General features: G+C 68.7%; 17 protein-coding genes. 10 read left to right on the forward strand and 7 right to left on the reverse strand.

Going from position 1 to position 19,051, the window contains the following annotated elements; translation table 11 throughout:
* Both B7495_RS06860 and B7495_RS06865 read right to left on the reverse strand, forming a co-directional pair.
* Positions 1-1,467 carry a phosphotransferase gene (locus tag B7495_RS06860; protein ID WP_088455918.1) on the reverse strand — a complete coding sequence of 489 codons (1,467 nt, stop codon included), beginning with the start codon at positions 1,465-1,467 and terminating at the stop codon, positions 1-3.
* A 23-nt stretch (positions 1,468-1,490) separates the two neighbouring features.
* Complete coding sequence (locus B7495_RS06865; RefSeq protein ID WP_088455919.1) at positions 1,491-2,033, reverse strand: GNAT family N-acetyltransferase; 543 nt, start codon at positions 2,031-2,033, stop codon at positions 1,491-1,493.
* A gap of 86 nt (positions 2,034-2,119) precedes the next feature.
* On the opposite strand from B7495_RS06865, the gene B7495_RS06870 reads away from it, so the two are divergent.
* The gene (locus B7495_RS06870) at positions 2,120-3,328 is read left to right on the forward strand and encodes a hypothetical protein (protein WP_088455920.1); all 1,209 of its coding nucleotides are present in this window, start codon (positions 2,120-2,122) and stop codon (positions 3,326-3,328) included.
* A 97-nt stretch (positions 3,329-3,425) separates the two neighbouring features.
* Positions 3,426-5,852 (forward strand): phosphoenolpyruvate synthase, encoded by a 2,427-nt coding sequence (gene ppsA, locus B7495_RS06875; protein WP_088455921.1) that lies wholly within the window; start codon positions 3,426-3,428, stop codon positions 5,850-5,852.
* Positions 5,853-5,870: 18 nt separating this feature from the next.
* On the opposite strand, the gene B7495_RS06880 is transcribed toward ppsA, so the two are convergent.
* Together B7495_RS06880 and B7495_RS06885 are read right to left on the reverse strand one after the other, a co-directional pair.
* Complete coding sequence (locus B7495_RS06880; RefSeq protein ID WP_088455922.1) at positions 5,871-6,203, reverse strand: hypothetical protein; 333 nt, start codon at positions 6,201-6,203, stop codon at positions 5,871-5,873.
* 75 nt (positions 6,204-6,278) lie between these two features.
* Positions 6,279-6,560: a hypothetical protein gene (locus B7495_RS06885; RefSeq protein WP_088455923.1), complete on the reverse strand. Its 282-nt coding sequence runs from the start codon at positions 6,558-6,560 to the stop codon at positions 6,279-6,281.
* A gap of 218 nt (positions 6,561-6,778) precedes the next feature.
* Between B7495_RS06885 and B7495_RS06890 the strand changes: the two genes are divergently transcribed.
* The 4 genes from B7495_RS06890 (at position 6,779) to B7495_RS06905 (ending at position 10,612) form a co-directional block, all read left to right on the forward strand.
* Complete coding sequence (locus tag B7495_RS06890) at positions 6,779-7,375, forward strand: DUF4956 domain-containing protein (RefSeq protein ID WP_088457951.1); 597 nt, start codon at positions 6,779-6,781, stop codon at positions 7,373-7,375.
* On the forward strand, positions 7,372-8,181 hold the full coding sequence (locus B7495_RS06895; RefSeq protein WP_240632436.1) for a VTC domain-containing protein: 810 nt from the start codon (positions 7,372-7,374) through the stop codon (positions 8,179-8,181). Before B7495_RS06890 ends, B7495_RS06895 begins: the two co-directional genes overlap by 4 nt.
* A 51-nt stretch (positions 8,182-8,232) precedes the next feature.
* Positions 8,233-10,071: a carbohydrate-binding domain-containing protein gene (locus B7495_RS06900; protein ID WP_088455924.1), complete on the forward strand. Its 1,839-nt coding sequence runs from the start codon at positions 8,233-8,235 to the stop codon at positions 10,069-10,071.
* A 136-nt stretch (positions 10,072-10,207) separates the two neighbouring features.
* Entirely contained in the window at positions 10,208-10,612 is a 405-nt protein-coding gene (locus B7495_RS06905) for a phage holin family protein (protein WP_088455925.1), read from the forward strand.
* Positions 10,613-10,639: 27 nt separating this feature from the next.
* Here B7495_RS06905 and B7495_RS06910 read toward each other — a convergent pair whose 3' ends face one another.
* Positions 10,640-11,842, reverse strand: coding sequence for an MFS transporter (locus tag B7495_RS06910; RefSeq protein WP_088455926.1), 1,203 nt, complete (start codon positions 11,840-11,842; stop codon positions 10,640-10,642).
* A 15-nt stretch (positions 11,843-11,857) separates the two neighbouring features.
* Positions 11,858-12,523, reverse strand: coding sequence for a GntR family transcriptional regulator (locus B7495_RS06915; protein WP_088455927.1), 666 nt, complete (start codon positions 12,521-12,523; stop codon positions 11,858-11,860).
* A gap of 167 nt (positions 12,524-12,690) precedes the next feature.
* On the opposite strand from B7495_RS06915, the gene B7495_RS06920 reads away from it, so the two are divergent.
* Positions 12,691-13,530 (forward strand): SDR family NAD(P)-dependent oxidoreductase, encoded by an 840-nt coding sequence (locus B7495_RS06920; RefSeq protein ID WP_088455928.1) that lies wholly within the window; start codon positions 12,691-12,693, stop codon positions 13,528-13,530.
* Between the two features lie 22 nt (positions 13,531-13,552).
* On the opposite strand, the gene B7495_RS06925 is transcribed toward B7495_RS06920, so the two are convergent.
* Positions 13,553-14,389: a hypothetical protein gene (locus tag B7495_RS06925; protein WP_088455929.1), complete on the reverse strand. Its 837-nt coding sequence runs from the start codon at positions 14,387-14,389 to the stop codon at positions 13,553-13,555.
* Between the two features lie 151 nt (positions 14,390-14,540).
* Here B7495_RS06925 and B7495_RS06930 point away from each other — a divergent pair, with 151 nt between their 5' ends.
* The 3 genes from B7495_RS06930 to B7495_RS06940 all read left to right on the forward strand — a co-directional run bounded on the left by B7495_RS06930 (position 14,541) and on the right by B7495_RS06940 (position 18,969).
* Positions 14,541-15,278, forward strand: coding sequence for a DUF72 domain-containing protein (locus tag B7495_RS06930; RefSeq protein ID WP_240632437.1), 738 nt, complete (start codon positions 14,541-14,543; stop codon positions 15,276-15,278).
* 225 nt (positions 15,279-15,503) lie between these two features.
* Positions 15,504-16,892: an FAD-binding oxidoreductase gene (locus tag B7495_RS06935; protein ID WP_088455930.1), complete on the forward strand. Its 1,389-nt coding sequence runs from the start codon at positions 15,504-15,506 to the stop codon at positions 16,890-16,892.
* Between the two features lie 259 nt (positions 16,893-17,151).
* Positions 17,152-18,969 carry an HNH endonuclease signature motif containing protein gene (locus tag B7495_RS06940; protein WP_088455931.1) on the forward strand — a complete coding sequence of 606 codons (1,818 nt, stop codon included), beginning with the start codon at positions 17,152-17,154 and terminating at the stop codon, positions 18,967-18,969.
* Positions 18,970-19,051: the final 82 nt, after the last annotated feature.

Consider the following 19,051-nt stretch of genomic DNA (forward strand, 5'->3'; position numbering starts at 1 on the left):
TCAGCCCGGGCTGTGGGCGGCGGCGTTGGCCTCCTGGGCGAGGCGCCGCACCGCACGCAGCGGAATCGGCAACCAGGTGGGCCGGTTGCGGATCTCGTAGATGCTCTCGTAGACGGCCTTGTCGAGTTCGAACGCGGCCAACAGGGCCTCCTGCCCGGCATGGGCGGTCCCGGCCTGGTAGTCGACGTCCCCGGCGTGGTAGCCCAGCAGGAAGGCCGCCCGGGCGGTCATCGCCCACTCGATCGCGGCGGGCGCTGCAGCGGGGTCCCGCATGGCGATGGTCGCGCCCACGTAGTCGAACGAGCGGAGCATGCCGGCCACATCGCGCAGCGGGATGTCCGGCAGCGAGCGTTCGGCGAGCGGGCGCAGAGGTTCGCCCTCGAAGTCGATCAACACCCAACCGCGCCCGGGCACATCAAGCACCTGGCCGAGGTGGTAGTCGCCGTGGATGCGCTGCAGCCGCGGCCACGGCGCCGCCTTCGCCCTGGCGAATACGGCCTCGATGGCCTCGCGGTGCGCGGCCAGCTCCGGTACCTCGCGGGCGGCCAGACGGTACCGTTCCCGCATGGTCAGGCACAACTGGTTGATCACATCCGGGGTGGACGCCACGGTGGGGAACACCCTGTCGAGGTCCCGGTGTACCGCGGCGGTCGCGACTCCGAGGGCGTGGGCGGGGATGCTGAAGTCGTCACCGGCCGCGGCAGCAGCCAGGGCGACCCGCCAGGCGTCGTCGACCCCGGGCAGGAACTCCTGAGCGAACACGAGGTGACCGCTGTGCCGGGCGGCAGAGAGCGGGTTCGTCCACTCGCCCGACACGGCTCCGATCGGCTCGGGAACAAACCTGGATCCGGCGCCGGCCAGGGCCGACTGCACCGAGACATCCGGGTTCGACCCGGCTGCGACCACCCTGAACACCTTGCAGATCACCGGGCGGCCGGGCCGGCCGGCCTCGTCGGCGACATCGAGGATGATCGAGGTGTTCGACTGTTCGCCGCTGATGACCCGGCTGGCCGTGACGCTGTACGGGGTCGAGTCATCGGGCCCCATTCCCGCCCGCAACAGCTCACCCCGCGCGGTGACACCGCCCGGCTCGTCGGACGATAGCGACGCGGCCGAGGTGATGAACCCGAGCAGCGCCGCGGCGTAGACGGGATCGTGCGGGGCGTCGTACACGTAGCGGGGGAGCCCGTCGCGACCCACCGTCTGGGCGATGAGAGCCGACGACTCAGGCAACGGCGCCGTGCGCTCGGTCAGCGGCAGCTGGTAAAGCGTGGAGAACCTGCTGGCCGTGTCGAGCACCAGGTGGCAGGCGATGCGCACCCCCGCCTCGTCGGTCGGCAGCGCCCACTGGCCGATGCTGCGCAGCACCGGGCTGTGCGCCTTGCCGGCAAACCAGCGCTGCGCGCCCACCCAGCCGTCGATGGCCGGGGTGAGGTCGATGCCGGTGCCGGCGCTGGCGTGCTTCATGTGGTTCAGCGTAGCCGGACCCGCTACCGCCCAGACGCCGAACGAACCTTCGGAACGGCTGCGCTCAGCAGCGACACGACCACGGTGTCGTTTTTGGTGGCCTGTTGCCCGATCTCGGTGAAGCCCAGCCGGCCGTGAAAGGCCAGCGACTCGGGATTGGCCGGCCGTAGGTTGACCTCGCAGAACACCACATCGGCGGGCAGGGCACGCGCGGTGTCGAAGACCGCCGCGTAGAGCCTGGCGCCGAGGCCCCTGCCGCGATGGCCGGCCGTCACGACGATGCGGTCCACGTAGAGGAAGGTGCGGGCGCGGCCGGAGAAAAATCGGTAATTCTCACTGGCATAGTCGGCGCCGGCCGCGAACAGAATCGCGAAGCCGAGCACAGTGTCCGGCTCGGCATCCGCCACGACGACGATCGCGCTGTGGCTCGCAATGATCAGCGCCGCCAGGGCGTCGGCGTCGAGGTCGTTGACGGCGGGCACGGCGGCGCTGTTGAGCGCGAGCACCTGCGCGGAATCGGTGTCGAGGAAAGGACGCAGGGACACCTGAGGCAGCGTTGCGGTCATTCTCTGACGATAATCGATGTTTGCTCCGGTGTATCGCTGGGCACGGGGGCGGGGGCGCTACGCTGATCCCGACGTGAGGGGGAGCCGTGACGCAGGACGCGACGCTCGCGGCGCCCGCCGTCGAACCGTCGTCCGCCCCCACGCCCCATCCCAGAACGCGCCGCACCATCCTGACGACGCTGGCCGTGCTGCTCGCCGTGGCCGTGGGCGGTGGCGGATTCTGGGGTTGGGGCGCAGCCGCTCAGGACCGCTACGAGACGGCAACCTCTGCGCTCACCGCCCAAGTCGGCGAGGAGACCGACGCCAGGGCCGCCTCCGACGCCAGGTCACGCAACCTGGTCTGGCTCGCCGAGCGAATCCGCGCTGTGGCCGCCACTCCCGCCTTCGCCGCCGACGCACTCCCCGAAGCCGACGCGCTTCGCGAGATCCTGGCCGAGCTCGAACCCGTCATCGAGGCATCCGACACCGCCGAAGCGATCAGACCCCCGGCAAACGACGAGCCCGTCAGCGACAACGACCACAGCCTGCCCTGGCAGGCCATGGCCGAGGCCGAGCGCATCGAGGGCCTGACCGGTCAATCACAGAGTGCCGAAGACCGGCTTCGCGCGTCGGCTCAGGCGGCGACGACCGGCCGGGACGACCTCGATGCGGCGGAGGCGGCATATTTCACCGCGGCGGCGACCCGGGCCGAGCAGACGATCGTCGACAACCGACTCTCGAATCGTTCGGTGCAGGTTCCGCTCATCCGGCTGATCGAATACGCGCGGGATCCCGCCATGTCGAGCGCCAGGGACGCCGTGTTCCTGACCTCGATGACGGATGCCGAGGCGCAGGTGCGTTCCTCGGAGGCCATCCACCAGGCCGAGGCCCACGATCCGGCCTGGGCGGTGCGGCGGGAGATCGAAGCGTACGCCCGCTCGCTCAGCAACGGCATCGCCCTGGAGTTCATCTGGGCACCCGAGGTATCCGGTCTCGGCGCGGACTGGCTCTCCGGCACCGCAGAGACCTACGATTCCGATGGCGGCTGGTCGATCATCAGCCTCAACTACACGATCGAGAATGTCTGGTACGAGGGCTCGGACGCCCACGCGGTCGTCGCCCACGAGGTGGGGCACACCCAGGTCTACCGGGAGAACTGCTGGCCGCTCTTCTCGGGCTCCGCCTTCAGCCAGGATCAGGAGGCCTGGGCCACGGCCTGGTCGATCAGCCAGGGCTTCGACGAACCTGGGTCGGGCATCGAGGCCTACGGCCGCCCCACCGACGAGCAGATCGCCGTCGCCGGTACGTGCCGCTGAGCCCGGCCCCGCAGGCCGCGGCACTCTAGCCGCATCCGCCGCAGAGCAGTAAGTTGCGGCTGGGGAGTGCGGCGCTGCACCAATGCCAGGAGGAATCATGCGTGGTCGCGAAGTGGTCTGGTTCAATTCCATCGGCCTGACGGACATCCCGCAGGTCGGCGGCAAGAACGCCTCCCTGGGAGAGATGGTGCGCTCGCTCTCGGCGCGCGGCGTGCGAGTACCCAACGGCTTCGCCACCACCGCGGATGCCTACCGCGCGTTCATCGAGGCCAACGGCCTGGAACCGGTGATCCGTGAGCAGCTGGACCGCTACCACTCCGGCGCTGCGTCACTCCGCGAAACCGGCCAGAACCTGCGCGAGGCCTTCCTGGCCGGCGAGTTCCCAGCGGCCATCGCTGAGGACATCCGGGTGTACTACCGCACCCTGTCCAAGGACGCCGAGGTGCCCAACCTGCCCGTCGCCGTGCGCAGCAGCGCCACCGCCGAGGACCTGCCCGACGCCAGCTTCGCGGGCCAGCAGGAGACCTTCCTGAACGTGAGCGGCGAACGCGACCTGCTCGACGCCTGCCGCCGCTGCTACGCGTCGCTGTTCACCGACCGGGCCATCAGCTACCGCGAGGTGAAGAAGTTCGACCATCTCGACGTGGCCCTGTCGATCGGGGTGCAGCGGATGGTGCGCAGCGACCTCGCCGGCTCCGGCGTGATGTTCTCCATCGACACCGACACCGGTTTTCCCGGCGCCGCCGTGATCAGCGCGGCGTGGGGCCTGGGCGAAACGGTGGTGCAGGGCGCCGTCGACCCCGACAAGTACCTGGTCTTCAAGGCACTGCTGGACGAAGAAGACTACGAGCCCATCATCGAGAAGACCCTGGGCCGGAAGGACCGCAAGATGACCTACGCGGAGGGCGGCAGCGCACGCACCCGGGTCATCGACACCCCGGAGCGGGAACGCCGGGCGTTTGTGCTCAGCAACACCGAGATCGTGCAGCTCGGGAGGTGGGCGACCATCGTCGAAGACCACTACGGCCGGGCGATGGACATGGAATGGGCCAAGGACGGCCTCACGGGTGAGCTGTTCCTGGTGCAGGCTCGGCCGGAGACCGTGCACTCGCAGAAGAGCCTGACCCGGTTCTCGGTCAGCCGCCTCACCGAGACCGGACCGCTCCTGGTCTCCGGCGTGGCCATCGGCGACAGCATCGCGTCGGGTACGGCCTGCGTCATCCGGGACCCCGCCGACATCGAGAACTTCCGCGACGGCGCCATCCTTGTCACCGAGATGACCGACCCGGACTGGGTGCCGATCATGACCAGGGCGGCCGGCATCGTCACCGATCACGGCGGCCCCACCAGCCACGCCGCCATCGTCAGCCGCGAACTCGGCGTGCCCGCGGTGGTCGGCACCCGCAATGCCACCGAGGTACTCACCGAGGATTCGCCCATCACCATCTCCTGCGCCGAGGGCGACGAAGGATTTGTCTACGCCGGCATCCTGGCCTCTGAGACCGAACAGATCGACCTGGGCGCCGTGCCGATCACCCGCACCCAGGTGATGGTGAACATCGCCAGCCCGGCGGCGGCCTTCGAATGGTGGAGACTGCCCACCGCCGGTGTGGGGCTGGCGCGGATGGAATTCATCATCAACAACCTCATCAAGATCCACCCGATGGCGCTGGTGCATCCGGAGCGGGTCACCGACCCGGCCGTGCTCCGCCAGATCACCGAGCTCACCCGCGGTTACGCCGACCTGGGCGAGTACTTCGTGAACACCCTGGCTCTGGGTATCGCGAAGCTGGGAGCGCCGTACTACCCGCACCCGGTGATCGTGCGGCTGAGCGACTTCAAGTCGAACGAGTACGCGCACCTCATCGGCGGCGACGTCTTCGAGCAGGCGGAGGAGAACCCCATGCTGGGCTTCCGCGGCGCATCAAGGTACTACGACGCCAAGTACGCCGAGGGTTTCGCGCTGGAGTGCCGGGCGCTCAAGCGCGTGCGCGAGCGGATCGGCTTCAGCAATGTGATCGTGATGGTGCCGTTCTGCCGCACCACCACCGAAGCCGACAGGGTGCTCGCGGTGATGGCGGAGAACGGCCTGGTGCGCGGCGAGAACGGGCTGCAGGTGTACATGATGTGCGAGATCCCGGCGAACGTCATTCTGGCCGAGCAGTTCGCCACCAGGTTCGACGGCTTCTCGATCGGCTCCAACGACCTCACCCAGCTGGTGCTCGGTGTCGACCGGGACTCCGGCGACCTGGCGGCGCTCTTCGATGAACGCAATGAGGCGGTGCTGCGGATGATCAGCGAGGCCATAGACAAGGCACACGCGGCCGGCATCAAGATCGGTATCTGCGGGCAGGGACCGAGCAACTACCCCGATTTCGCCGAGTTCCTGGTGGGCGAGGGTATCGACTCGATCTCGCTCAACCCGGATTCATTCCTCAAGACCGTGCACCGCATCAAGGAGGCCGAGACGGCGGGGGCGGCCGGGGAATGGCCCCAACCCGCCAGGGTGACGAAGCCAGGCTGACGAGGCCAGGCGGCGAACCTAGTCCAGGTCCTCGTTGCCACGCAGATCCGCACCGTCGAGCACGGCACGTTCGTAGTCGGCCTCTGCGGCGTCGGCGACCTGCCGGGCCGCGATCACACGCTCGCTGATCCGGTGTTCGACGGCCTCGGCCATCGCCACCTCGTCCGGGGAGGCGTTGGCCAGTAGGTCCTCGAGAACGTCGGGATCGCGATGCATGGCCTCGATCGCGGACACCTCGGCACGAGCCACCGCCGCCCGGCTGCGCAGGAAGGTGATCCGCGCCTCCCACCGGCTGTCGGTCAGGCTCGGCTTGGGTCCTGGGTCCGGGTTTTCGCTGTTGTTGTCGCTCACGGCGCCTCCCTTGTCGGTGGGAGCCTAGCGCCGCAATCCGGCCTGCGGAATGGACCGTCAAACCGGACCGGACCCTCAGTCATAGGCACGCAGCAGCTGCCAGCGGCCGCCGCCGTCGTCGTGCTGGATGTCGAAGACGAGCGAGGTGCCGTCCTCGGCGGTGCCCTGGCAGCGCCAGGCGGCCACCGGTTTGGGCGGATGGGTGAGGAAGTACAGCAGCTCGTCGGGCAGCGACACCGACGCCGTCAACGGCGTGGGGGTGTCGGTCACCCTGAACCGGCGGGCACGCCAGACCAGGCGAACCGGAGAACCCTCCGGCGATACCCAGACCGCGACGGTTTCGTTAATCAGACTCATGGCACATCACCTCAACAGTTAGAACATATGTTCGAAGTTTACCCCTCGGGGTCTGACAATGCGAGATCGGGTTGCCTCCGGTGCGAATGACGCTTCGGGTGATCACCGACCCGGCAGGCCGACTCAACTGCGGCTCATAACCGCCGCATAGCCGACTCATAGGGATGTCCGGCTAGATGGACAACGTTGCGTTACCGATTGTTCATTTGGAGGACACCATGCTGCAGGCCACGATCATCCTGATCGATCTGCTCTTCATCAGCCTGCTCACGTTCGGGCTGTATTTTCCGCGTCACCGGCGCCGGGACCTCGTTGTCGCGTACCTCGTGGTCAATGTCGGCGTGCTGGCCGTGGCCCAGGTGCTCGCGTCCAGCACCGTCGGCGTCGGCCTCGGCCTCGGCCTGTTCGGCGTACTGTCGATCATCCGCCTGCGCTCGAGCGAGATCGAGCAGCACGAGGTGGCCTACTACTTCGCGGCGCTGGCCCTGGGCCTGCTCGCCGGCCTCAGCGCCGAACCGACGGTGCTCACCGTGGTGTTGATGACCCTGATCCTCGCCGTGGTCTACGTCGGCGACAACCCGCGCCTGTTCCGCAGCTACCGGCAGCAGAGCGTGGTGCTGGATGCCGCGTTCGCCGAGGAGTCCGCTCTCATCGCTCACCTCGAGGGGCTGCTCGGTGCCCGGGTGCACGGGGTGCACGTACGCAGTCTCGACCTGGTGAACGACACCACCCTCGTCGACGTGCGGTACCAGGTGGGTGCGGGGCGTGCCCCGACTGCCACGCCGGCTCCGGTTCTGCAGGAGACGAGCCGATGAGTGCCGTGCCGATGAGTGCCGTGCCGACCGGCGTGGTGCTGGACGTGCCGCTCGCGGGCCTGGGCACCATCGGCCTGGCCGAGCTCACCGACCGGGCCGGTCTGCTCACCCGCATCGACCGCAAGTACGTGGTGCCCCGCTCGGAGCTGGACGCGGTCCTGGTCGACCTGGACCCCGGTGTGCGGGTGCTCGACATCGACGGGGTGCGCTCCAGCGCCTACGAGTCGGTGTACTTCGACACCCCCGAGCTCACCAGCTTCCTGATGGCGGCGCATCCGCGCCGGCGCCGCTTCAAGATCCGCACCCGCACCTACGTCGACTCGGCCCAGAGCTACCTCGAGGTGAAGACCCGCGGCGGCCGGGGCGTGACGGTCAAGGACCGCCTGCCGTATCCGATCGGCGACAGGGCAACGCTCACCACCGAGGGGCGCCGGTACACCGACACCGTGCTCGACGAGGCCGACATCACCGGCACCGAGGGGCAGGACCTCGTGCCGACCCTCACGACCAGGTATCGGCGGACGACCCTGTTCCTCCCGGAATCCAGCAGTCGCGCCACCATCGACACCGGACTGTCGTGGTCGACGGTTCGCCGGGGGAGCACCCCGCAGCTCCGGCTTGACCGGCCGGGGCTGTCGATAGTAGAGACCAAGTCCGGCTCCCGGGCATCCGCCGTTGACCGGATTCTCTGGGCCCACGGCCATCGCCCGGCCACCATCTCGAAGTACGGCACCGGCTTGGCCGCCCTCCGCAGTGACCTGCCCGACAACAAATGGGCGCCGGTGCTTCGCCGGTACTTCCGCTAGCCGGCCCCGCACTCCTTGATCCTGTTCGACCCCACCGATTGTGAGTACCCCATGAAGAAATCTCCCCAGACCCCCTCTCCCCGGACCGCCCACCGGGTGCTGCCGTTCCTCGTCACCGCGGCACTGCTGACCGGCTGTACGGCCGTCACCGCGACCACGGACTCGACGGGAACCACGTCCGCCGGCACCGCCGCGGTCGCGATCGACGAGTCCACCACGGCCGCCGAAGTGCTGGCCACCAACCAGGCGACCCACGCCGACGCCGACGACGACGAGTGGGACGCCGCCGACGTGGTGCAGATCACCCTGGCCGGCGACAGCGTGTCGGCAGAAGGCGGTGCCGTGACCGTCGCCGGCAGCACGGTCACTATCACCGCGGCCGGCACCTACGAACTGAGCGGCACCCTGGAGGACGGTCAGATCGTCGTCGCCTCCTCGGGCGAGGGCACCGTGCGCCTGATCCTCAACGGCGTCGAGGTCAGCAACTCCACCGGGGCAGCACTCGTGGTGACCGAGGCCGACGAAGCGATCATCGTTCTCCCCGACGGGTCTGCCAATACCCTGGCCGACACCGACTCCTACGCCGAGGACACCGACGCGAACGCGGCGCTCTACAGCGCGGCCGATCTCACGATCACGGGCAGTGGGTCGCTCGAGGTGGCCGGCAACGGCAACGACGGCATCACGAGCACGGATGGCCTGATCATCAGCTCGGGCACCGTCACTGTGACGGCGGTGGACGACGGCATCCGGGGCAAGGACTATCTGGTGGTTGACGGTGGCACCGTCAGGGTGACCGCCGGCGGCGATGGCCTCAAGTCCGACAATGACGAGGACGACAGCCGCGGCTACCTCGCTCTCATCGGCGGCGCCGTCGAGGTGATCGCCGGCGGCGACGGCCTGCAGGCGTTCACCGATGTGGTGTTCGCCGGGGCCACCGTCACGGTCGAATCCGGCGGCGGCCACACCACCGCGGTGTCGGAGGACGCGTCGGCGAAGGGCGTCAAGTCTGGGGTGGTCACTGTCGTCGACGGCGGCACCCTCACCGTCGACGCGGCGGACGACGCGCTGCACTCGGACGGCACCGTGCGGATCGCCTCCGGAACGGTGAGACTCGCGGCCGGTGACGACGGTGTGCACGCAGACACGGCGCTGGACGTCATCGGCGGTGACGCCACCATCACGACCTCGGATGAGGGCCTGGAGAGCACCGCCATCAGCATCGGCGGCGGCACGGTCTCGATCACCGCCAGCGACGACGGCATCAACGCGTCCAGCGGCACCGAGACCGGTGCTGGGACCGGCACCGAGGCACAGGGCGGCGGCGGTGGCGGTATGGACGCCGACGGCGGGGAGACCATCACTATCACCGGCGGCACCACCACGATCGACGCCGGCGGAGACGGGTTCGACTCCAACGGGTCCGCGACCATGAGCGACGGCATCCTCGTCGTGAACGGGCCGACCGACAACGGCAACGGGGCACTCGACGTGAACGGTAGCTTCACCGTCACCGGCGGCACCCTGCTGGCCGCGGGCAGTGCAGGAATGGCGGTGTCGCCGGAAGCCGGGTCAGAGCAGACCTTCGTGGCCATCGCCCTCGACTCGACGCCGGCTGCCGGCACCGTCGTGCAGCTCGTGGACAGCGCCGGCGACGTGGTGATGGCCTACGAGTCGGCCAAGGACTTCCAGTCCGTGGTGTTCTCCTCCGACGAACTGGTCGCGGGCGAGACCTACAGCGTCCACGTGGGAGGCACGGCGTCCGGCGAAATCGCCCCGGGCGTTTATGCCGACGGTGATTACGCGTCGGCGACGAACACGACCACCGTCACGGCCGGCGAGGCCGCGACGGGCACCATGGGCGGCGGCGCTGCCGGCGGACCTCGCTGACCGAGACTCTCACCGCAGTGCGACGGCCGGCCCCGACGGGCCGGCCGTTTCGCGGTGCGGAGCCTCCCACAGCAGGTAGAGCAGCCACAGGGCGGCCGGGGATGACGCGGACCCGTGGCGGCGCTACCATCGCGGCATGATTCGCATCCTGCTGCGCGCGCTGGTCTTTCTGCTTTCGGCGGCCCTGGGCCTGTGGGTGGCGTCGCTGGTGCTGCCTGACCTCACCGTCACCCCGAGCGGATTCGTGACCGCGGTGGTCGTCTTCGCGGTGACCCAGAGCGTGCTCTCGCCATTCTTGGCCAAGGTCGTCGCGCGGGGAGCGCCGGCGTTCCTGGGCGGCATCGGCCTGCTGTCGACGTTCGTCGCGCTGTGGATCGCCTCGCTGTTCCCGGGCGGCCTCACCATCGAGGGCTGGCAGACCTGGATCCTGGCCGCGCTGGTGGTCTGGCTGATCACGGCCGTGGCGACTCTCCTGCTTCCGCTGGTGTTCCTGCGTGAGGCGAAGGACAAGCGAGGCACGACCGCGCGCCCGACGCCCTGACAGCATCCTGAAGCCGGCGCTCACCGCTTACGCGCGGCGCAGTCCCACCGCGGTCAGCGCCAGGCAGCCGGCGCACGCGGCGGCTAGCAGCGAGAGCATGGTCGGGTAGTTCGCGAACTCGGTCAGGCTGGCGAAGGCCACCGGGAGCAGGAAGCCCAGGTAGGTGAGGCTGTAGTAGACGCCGGTGATGCCGGCCAGGTCGGTGGCGGTGGAGATCCGCTGGATCTCGACGAGGCCGGCGACGACCGTGATGCCGTAGGCCGCGCCCAGCACGATGCCCGTGATCAGCGCCAGTAGCGGGGAGAGGGTGACTGCTGTTCCCACGGCACTGAGGATGCCCGTGAGCATGAGGCCCATGCCTACCAGGAGAGCCCGGCCGTTGGTGATCGAGTTGAGCCTGGAGACCTGAGGCTGCACCAGGGCTCCGGTGCCCAGGGTGACCACGGTCAGGAGGGTGGCGAAGGCCAGGTTGAGCTCGCCGAGCTGCGACTCCACGAGCTTGGGCATCATGGCGTAGGCAATGCCGGCGGCGCCGAACACCCACGGCGCCGTCGGCAGCACCACCCGCAGGAAGCGGCGGTGGCCGGCCAACGGCACCTGCAGGTCGAGCCACAGCGACCCGTGTGCCCGGCTGTGCGGCACGGTCTCCGGGGTGCGCAGCAGGCGGGGCAGGATCAGCAGGCTCAGCACGATGTGCACGACGTAGGGGAGCAGCGTCGGCATCGGGCCCCACTGTGCCAGGAGGCCGGACACCCCGGCGCCCAGGCCGAAGCCGACGGTCAGGGTGAGCGCGGGACGCCGGGCGCCGGCGGTCGGTCGGGCCACGAGGTCGAACGGGGCGCTCGAGAGTTCCTTGATCCACGCGGTGCCGACCGACATTGCCACGCCCACGCTCAGGCCGGCGAGGAACCGGCCCAGGCAGATGACGACCTCGCTGGAGAACCCGAGCCCCAGCAGGATGCTCGCGGTGATGCCGGCGAGGACCCCGGCGACCATGAGGGGCTTGCGTCCGTGGCGGTCGGAGAGAGCCCCGGCCAGCAGGAGACCGGGAACCAGGCCGACGACGTAGAAGCCGAGGAAAAGATCGGCGGTCACCGTGGAGTAGTTGCCGAGGGTCTCGTACATGTGCAGGAGCGGGGTGAAGTGGTTTCCGCCCCAAGCCATGACGAACAGGGCGGGTGCGGCGAGGTGCCACGGGGGAGTAGAGCGGGGAGTGCGGCGGCTGGTCATGGTTCTTTCTGGTTGCTAGAGCATCCGGGGCAGGCGGTGCCCGGATTCCAGGTGGGCCCGCAGCGCCTGGTCGTAAGCGACGGTGTCGCCTGCCCGTAGGTGCTCGGCCAGGAGGCGGTGTTCCGCGATGAGCCTGTCGATGCTGTCGGGGTCACGGGCGGCCACCCTGTGCACCAGGCGTTCGAGCCGGGGGCCGAGGCGGGCGTAGATCCCGTCGATGACACTGTTGTGGGTCTCGTCGACGATCCGCGCGTGGAAGCGGTGATCGGCGCGGGCGTAGGCCAGGAGGTCGCCGGCGGCGGCGGCATCCGTTTGTGTCTGGATCAGGGCAGTCAACTCGGCCTCGACGGCGTCGATCTGGCTGGGGCGCTCGCCGAGGACCTGCACGGCCTTGGTCTCGAGCAGGATGCGCACCTGCAGGAGCTCGGCGGTCTCGGTGTCGTCGGCCGCGGTGACGATGGCGCCCTTCTTGGGGAAGAGCCGCAGCAGGCCGGCCGACTCCAGTGCGAGAAAGGCCTCCCGGACCGGGGTGCGGCTGAGTCCGAGGGAGGCAGCGACATCACCCTCGGTGATCAGGGCGCTCGCCGCGAGCTCGCCGGAGATGATCGCCTCGGCCACGTGGGTGTACGCGCGGTCCACGGCCGAGGAGCCGGCCGGGTGGGAACGTGCCGAAAACTGCATTCCTTCATCGTACCGAGAAACCGGACTGATAAATGCATCAATAACCTCAACAGGGTTCGGCGGCGGTTCGGCTGCGGCTCGTTTGACGGCGTCCCGGCCGCCCGCAGTAGAGTTCAGGCACTGTGAGTCGACGATGCCTCGCCCCGAAATGAGCGGAAGAGCACCAGATGACCGACCGAACCATTGTGATCACCGGTGCCAGCGACGGCATCGGTGCGGCAGCCGCCCGAGCCTTGGCAGCGACCGGTGAGCGCATCGTGATTGTCGGGCGCTCGCCGCAGAAGACCGAGGCCATCGCCGCCGAGCTCGGTGCAGACCACTTCATCGCCGACTTCGGCCGGCTCGCCGAGGTGCGCACCCTGGCCGCCGAACTCCTGCAGCGCTATCCGCGCATCGATGTGCTCGCCAACAACGCCGGCGGCATCATGGGCAACCGCGAGATCACCGTCGACGGCCACGAGAAGACCTTCCAGGTGAACCACCTGGCGCCGTTCCTGCTGACTACCCTGTTGATGGATCGCCTGCTCTCCAGCCGGGCGTCGGTGATCAACACGTCGAGCACCGCCAACCGGTTCGGTCGAATCGACCTCGACGACCTCGAGAACGACCGCAAGTACTCGCCCAACAACGCTTACGGCGATGCGAAGCTCGCCAACATCCTCTTCACCCGCGAACTGCACCGGCGCTACAATTCGCGCGGTCTGGTCACGGCGGCGTTCCACCCGGGTGTGGTCGCCACGAGCTTCTCCACCGACTCCACAAGCATCATGCGGCTGGTCTACCAGACCGCACTCAAGCGCATGCTCATCACGCCGGAGAAGGGCGCGGACACCCTGGTCTGGCTGGCGAGCACGGCCGCCGGCGTCGACTGGCAGTCGGGCGAGTACTACGAGAAGCGCAAGGTGCACTCCACGAACCATCAGGCGACGGATGCCGGCCTCGCGACGGCGCTCTGGGAACGCAGCATCGACATGGTCGCCACCGACCTGCTTCCACAGGGCAGCTGAGCCCGACCGATACCTGTTCGGCCTAGACGATCTTGGTCAGGGCCGTGAACGACATGGTCGAGGATTGCCCGTTCTGGCAGGTCTGGTAGAGCAGGTCGTAGCCCCGCGGGATGTCAGCGGTGCTGTCCCGGTCGGCGTTGAGCATGACCACGGTGCCGTCCACCCGGTAGGTTCCGGCGTGCACCCCGGTGAGGGTGATCACGGTGCCGGCGTCGTCCGGAAAGTCCTTGCCGCCGCACGACCAGTGCTCGGCGATGGTGGGAACGTCCTGGTAGTGCGCGGTCACGTCCACAGAGCCGATGCACTGGTCGAGCTCCGGCGTCCAGCCCGTGGCGTGCACATTGTTGGTGTACCTCTCGCGCAGGATCCGCTCTTGCTCGGCCTGCCACTCGGCCATGGCGGCGTTGACGGCCGCCATCGGCACGGCGAGGTCCTCGGCGACGCCGTCGACGCCGTTTGCGGCACCGAAGTCGAACGCGGAGAGGGTGCGGGCGTCATCGCGCACCCCGACGCCCATCTCGAAGAGGGTGGTCGAGGCGGCCGACGACGCAGCGGTGCTCTCCGCTGTCGTGAGCTTCTGGGCGGCCGCGCTCAGGCGCGTGGTCGCGGTATCGATGGCGTCAGCCAGCTCGAGTCTGGGTTGCTCGGTGAAGACCTTGCCCTCGCTCGCGGCCAGGGTGGCGATGGCATCGTCGAGCGCGGTCTCGCCATCGGTGACGGTTCGCACGGCCGCGGCCTGATCGCTCTGGAAGGCGGCAGCGGCGGCATCGTATTCGCTCTGGGCCGTCGCCAGGGAAACCGCCCGTACGACCAGGACGACAGCCACAACCAGTACGAGGGTGATCGCGGCCACGATCATCCGGGCGCGGTGGCCCGTCGCCCAGCGCGCCGGTGGCAGGCGTGGGCGAGACGTGTGTCGAACATCCCCTGAAATCCGTGCCACCCCCCGCTGCGTAGACGTGCCGGTCATGTCGCCGGACCGTGACTTGAAATACTACAGACCCGGTGTTATGACCGGACCGATGATTCACATCGGTACCTCGGGCTGGAGCTACGACCACTGGGAGAACGTGCTCTATCCCATCGGCCTGCCCGCAGCGAAGCGGTTGGCGTACTACGTGGCGGCCTTCGACACTGTCGAACTCAATGCGAGCTTCTACCGGTGGCCCCGCGCGACGGTGTTCGCGGGCTGGCACCGACGGTTGCCCCCGGGCTTTCAGATGTCGGTGAAGGCTCCCCGGGGCCTGACCCACGCGAAAAAGCTCTATGCGCCGGAGCTCTGGGCAGAGCGGATCGGCGCGGGCTGGCACGAGCTGGGCGACCGGCGCGGCGTTCTCCTGGTGCAACTGGGCCCAGGCCAGACCCGCGACGACGCACGCCTGGACTACTTCCTCGGCTCCCTTCCGTGCTGGATCCCGGTGGCGGTGGAGTTCCGGCACGAGAGCTGGCTCGACGACGAGGTCTTCGCCCTGCTGGAGCGGCACGGAGCCGCCTATTGCGTGATGAGCGGGGCGGGGCTGCCCTGTGTGCTGCGCGCGACCGCGCCCTTCGTCTATCTCCGGCTGCACGGCCCTGCGCATGACTCCCTCTACGCGGGGTCGTATTCCGATGCCGACTTGCGGTGGTGGGCAGGCCGCATTCGCGAGTGGTCGGCCCAGGGCCGGGAGGTGTTCGCCTACTTCAACAACGATGGCGATGGCAACGCGGTGCGGAATGCCTGGGCGCTGCGCGCGGAACTCGGGGTGTGACGGAACACGGTTCCCCGGGTCACAATGCCCGCACAAGGCCCCTAGCGCCCGCGGCGAGGGTGAGATATGCAAAGCGGTATGGACGCCCAGAATTACCGGGCCGGCCTTGCCAAAGCGCGGGTCACGGTGAAATCACCTGCATAGAATTGTGGCCCCGGGCGCGGTCTGACGAGTGAGCGCGTCGATGAGGCACCGGTCGACGGTGCGATTCCAGCAGAGGTATTCATGACCGAGACCCACGTCGCGTCCACAGTTGTCACCGAGCTCTCCGCCGTGCTCTCCGCCGCGCAGATCGTGACGGGTCCCAGCACCGAGAGCAACCGTCGGGACCAGTCCGAAGGAACCTTCAGCGGTGAGCCGCTGGCCGTGGTGTTTCCGGCCAGCACCGAAGAGGTCGCCGCGGTCGTCACCATCGCAGCCGCCCACCGCATCCCGATTGTGCCGCAGGGAGCTCGCACCGGGCTGGCCGGCGGGGCGAACGCCATCGACGGCGCCATCGTGCTGAGCACCACCCGGCTCAAGAAGATCCTGGCCGTCGATGCCGCAAACCAGACCGCCACGGTGCAGGCCGGCGTGCGCACCATCGCGCTGGCCCGCGCGGCCGAGGCCGTTGACCTGTTCTACCCGCCGGATCCCGGCTCGTGGCGAGCCTCGACCATCGGCGGCAATGTGGCCACCAACGCCGGCGGGATGCTCTGTGTCAAGTACGGCGTCACCGGCAACTTCGTGCGCCAACTCACGGTGGTGCTCGCCGACGGGTCGATCGTGCGCACCGGGCAGCGCACCATCAAGGGCGTCGCCGGTTACAACCTCACCGCGTTGCTGGTGGGCTCAGAAGGAACCCTGGGCATCATCACCGAGATCACCGTGGGCCTGTTGCCCAAACCCGGCAGCCCCTCCGGCGTGGCGGCGACCTTCGCCAACACCGCGGATGCGCTGGCGGCCGCCAATACGATAGTTGCCGGGGACCGCCGGCCGAGCGTTGTCGAATTCCTCGACGGTGCCTGCATCGCCGCGATCAACGCGTTCGATCCGGCCTCCACTCTGCCGGCCGGGGCCGGCGCGCTGCTGCTTGTGCAGTCGGACCAGATCGGCCAGGCCCACGACGACGTCGAGGTCTACGCCGAGGTGCTGCGAACCGCCGGAGCCGGCGTGGTCACCATCGCACACGATGCCGAGTCGCTCGAGCGGCTGATGAGCGCGCGGCGTCTGCTGCACCCGGCCGTGCAGGCCGTGCGTGGCGGCTGCCTGAACGAGGACATCACGGTGCCACGCTCCCAGCTCGGCGCCCTGCTGCAGGGTCTGGCCGAGATCTCCCGGGAACTCGACGTGCCCATCAGCACCGGCGGCCACGTGGGCGACGGCAACCTGCACCCGGTGATCGGCTACGACCCCGAGGTGCCCGGTGAGATCGACAAGGCGCACGCGGCGTTCGCCAGGGTGATCGACCTGGCGATCTCACTCGACGGGTCGGCGTCGGGGGAGCACGGAATCGGTGTGCTCAAGCGGGCACACCTCGATGACGAGCTCGGCCCGGTGCTGCGCGACCTGCAGTTGCGGGTGAAGGCGGCCTTCGACCCGCACTCGATCCTCAACCCCGGCAAGAAGCTCTAGGGCGTCGGCCCGCGCGCGAGGTCCGAGCGCTGGTCGGGCGCGGGAGTGTTCTATCCCCGCTTGTCGTGCCTGTCGATTTCGTGGTGACCATGCCGAATTCGAACCCGCAACCCGTCCTCGACAACGTGCCCGTCCCGTCAGTCGACCCTGTCGAGACCCCGCGAGCCATCCTCTGCAGTGCGGAAATGTTTTCGATATCCGTTCCGGAACTTGCTGACATTTCCTCGCATATGGGTGCGATTCGTGAGAGAATGGGGGTATGGACGACGAGCTGGATAGTGGCTCCACCGCACCGACGGGAACGACTCCCACCGGTCCGAACCTGCACGACTGGAACACGGGCCTGTCCGGTCCGGATCCCCTCACGGCACTGGATGCCACCATTTTCACCGACACGACCGACACTTCCACGAACACTGCGGCTGGCCCCACCAAAGGCTCGCCCCGTCCCGGCCAGATTGGTCGGGGCCGCTCCAAGCCGCGGCCCGAGTGGCGGGATCCGGCCGAGCTGCCAGGGGTGCAGCGCGCGCATACCGGTGCGTTCGGTCAGAAGCTCCAGGCCCTGGATGATGCGGCCCGGACGGTGATGGCGGTGATGGATTCGATTGACGTGAACGCCCTGAGTGACCCGGAGGTGGTCGCGTTGACGCAGATGGTCGAGCGCACCGGCCGGCCGGTGGACGCGGCCCGGGTTAGCACGGCGACCGTGGTGGGTTACCGGTCCCGCAGCGGGCTGGGCACGGAGTCGTTGGCCTGGCGGTTGGGGGCGTCGCACCAGAATGATCTGCTGATCGGGCTGACCGGCACGTCGGTGCCGGAGATGAAACGACGCGTATCCCTGGGTGAGAAGGTCGCCCCGCGGATGCTGGGCGGCACGGTCCTCGAGCCCGAGTTCCCGTTCGTGGCCGCAGCCTTGGCGGCCGGGGAGATCGGTCTTGATGCGGCCGAGAACATTGTGAAGGGCCTGGCCGACTACAAGGTGCACGGCCGGTTCGACGCGGACCAGTCGCTGGTGGACGGCGGTGAAGCCGAGCTGGTGGAGTCCGCGACCGGGTCCGTGTTCGGCCGCACCCCCGGACCCGGCGAAACCGCCACCGCCACCGCTGCCGATGACGCCGACACCGGTGCTGGCGCCGGGCGAGTCTGCACGGGACCGGTCCGGCGTTTGGGTGCGTCGGCGGGGTTCACCTTCCCGGCGGACCGGATCCGGGAGATGGCGGCGACGTGGCAGGCGGTGTTGAACCCGGACGGGGCCGCGCCCACCGCGGAGATCCTCGAGGCCAAATCCACGTTCTCGTTCGGCAAGCTCAGCCAAGGCCTGCACCCGCTGCGCGGCGGGGTGACCCCGGAGCTCAAGGGCATCATGCAGACCCTGTTCAACACGTTCCAGTCCGCGCGCAGCGCTCCCGCGTTCCCGTCCGCGGAGGAGCAGCAGCGTATCGAGGCCGGCGAACTCGTGCCCGGCGAGATCCTCGACGAACGCGACGGCGGCCAGAAACGCGCCGATATTCTCCGCGGCATCCTGGTCCAGGTCGCCCAAGACCCCCGCACCCCGACCATGGGCGGGATGCCGCCGACGGTGATGGTGCACGTGAACGCAACCGACCTGATCAACGGGGTCGGGGTCGGTTGGATCGACGGCGTCGAGGGGCCGATCTCGATGAAGACGATCAACCAGATGGTCGACAACGGCGGCTTCCGGCCGATCTTCTTCGGCGGCACCGGCGCCGTCCTCGCCCTCGGCGACAAAGTCCGATGCTTCACCCCCCTGCAACGCAGGGCGATCACCGCCCGAGACGGCGGCTGCATCATCCCGGGCTGCACCTGCCCGCCGCAATGGACCGAAGTCCACCACGTGCAGCCGTGGCAGCACGGCGGCCCGACCAACGTCTCGAACGGGGTACTGCTGTGCTGGCGCCACCATCACGGCATCGACAACGCCGGCGGCTGGAAAATCCGGATGGTCCTGGGCATGCCCGAAGTCAAAGCCCCACACTGGATCGACCCCACCGACACCTGGCGAAAACCACCCCAACACCGCGCCCACGACCCCAAATACCGCCGGCAAGACGAGTAGCCGCGGCATGAGGGCGCCCGAGTCCGGATTCTGGGTCACCAGGCTCGACGGGCTCAACCGACGGTGATTTGTTGCTGGCCCT

Origin of the sequence: Cryobacterium sp. LW097 (genome assembly GCF_002205495.2) — a bacterium.
In the GTDB taxonomy this organism is placed as follows: Bacteria; Actinomycetota; Actinomycetes; order Actinomycetales; family Microbacteriaceae; genus Cryobacterium; species Cryobacterium zongtaii.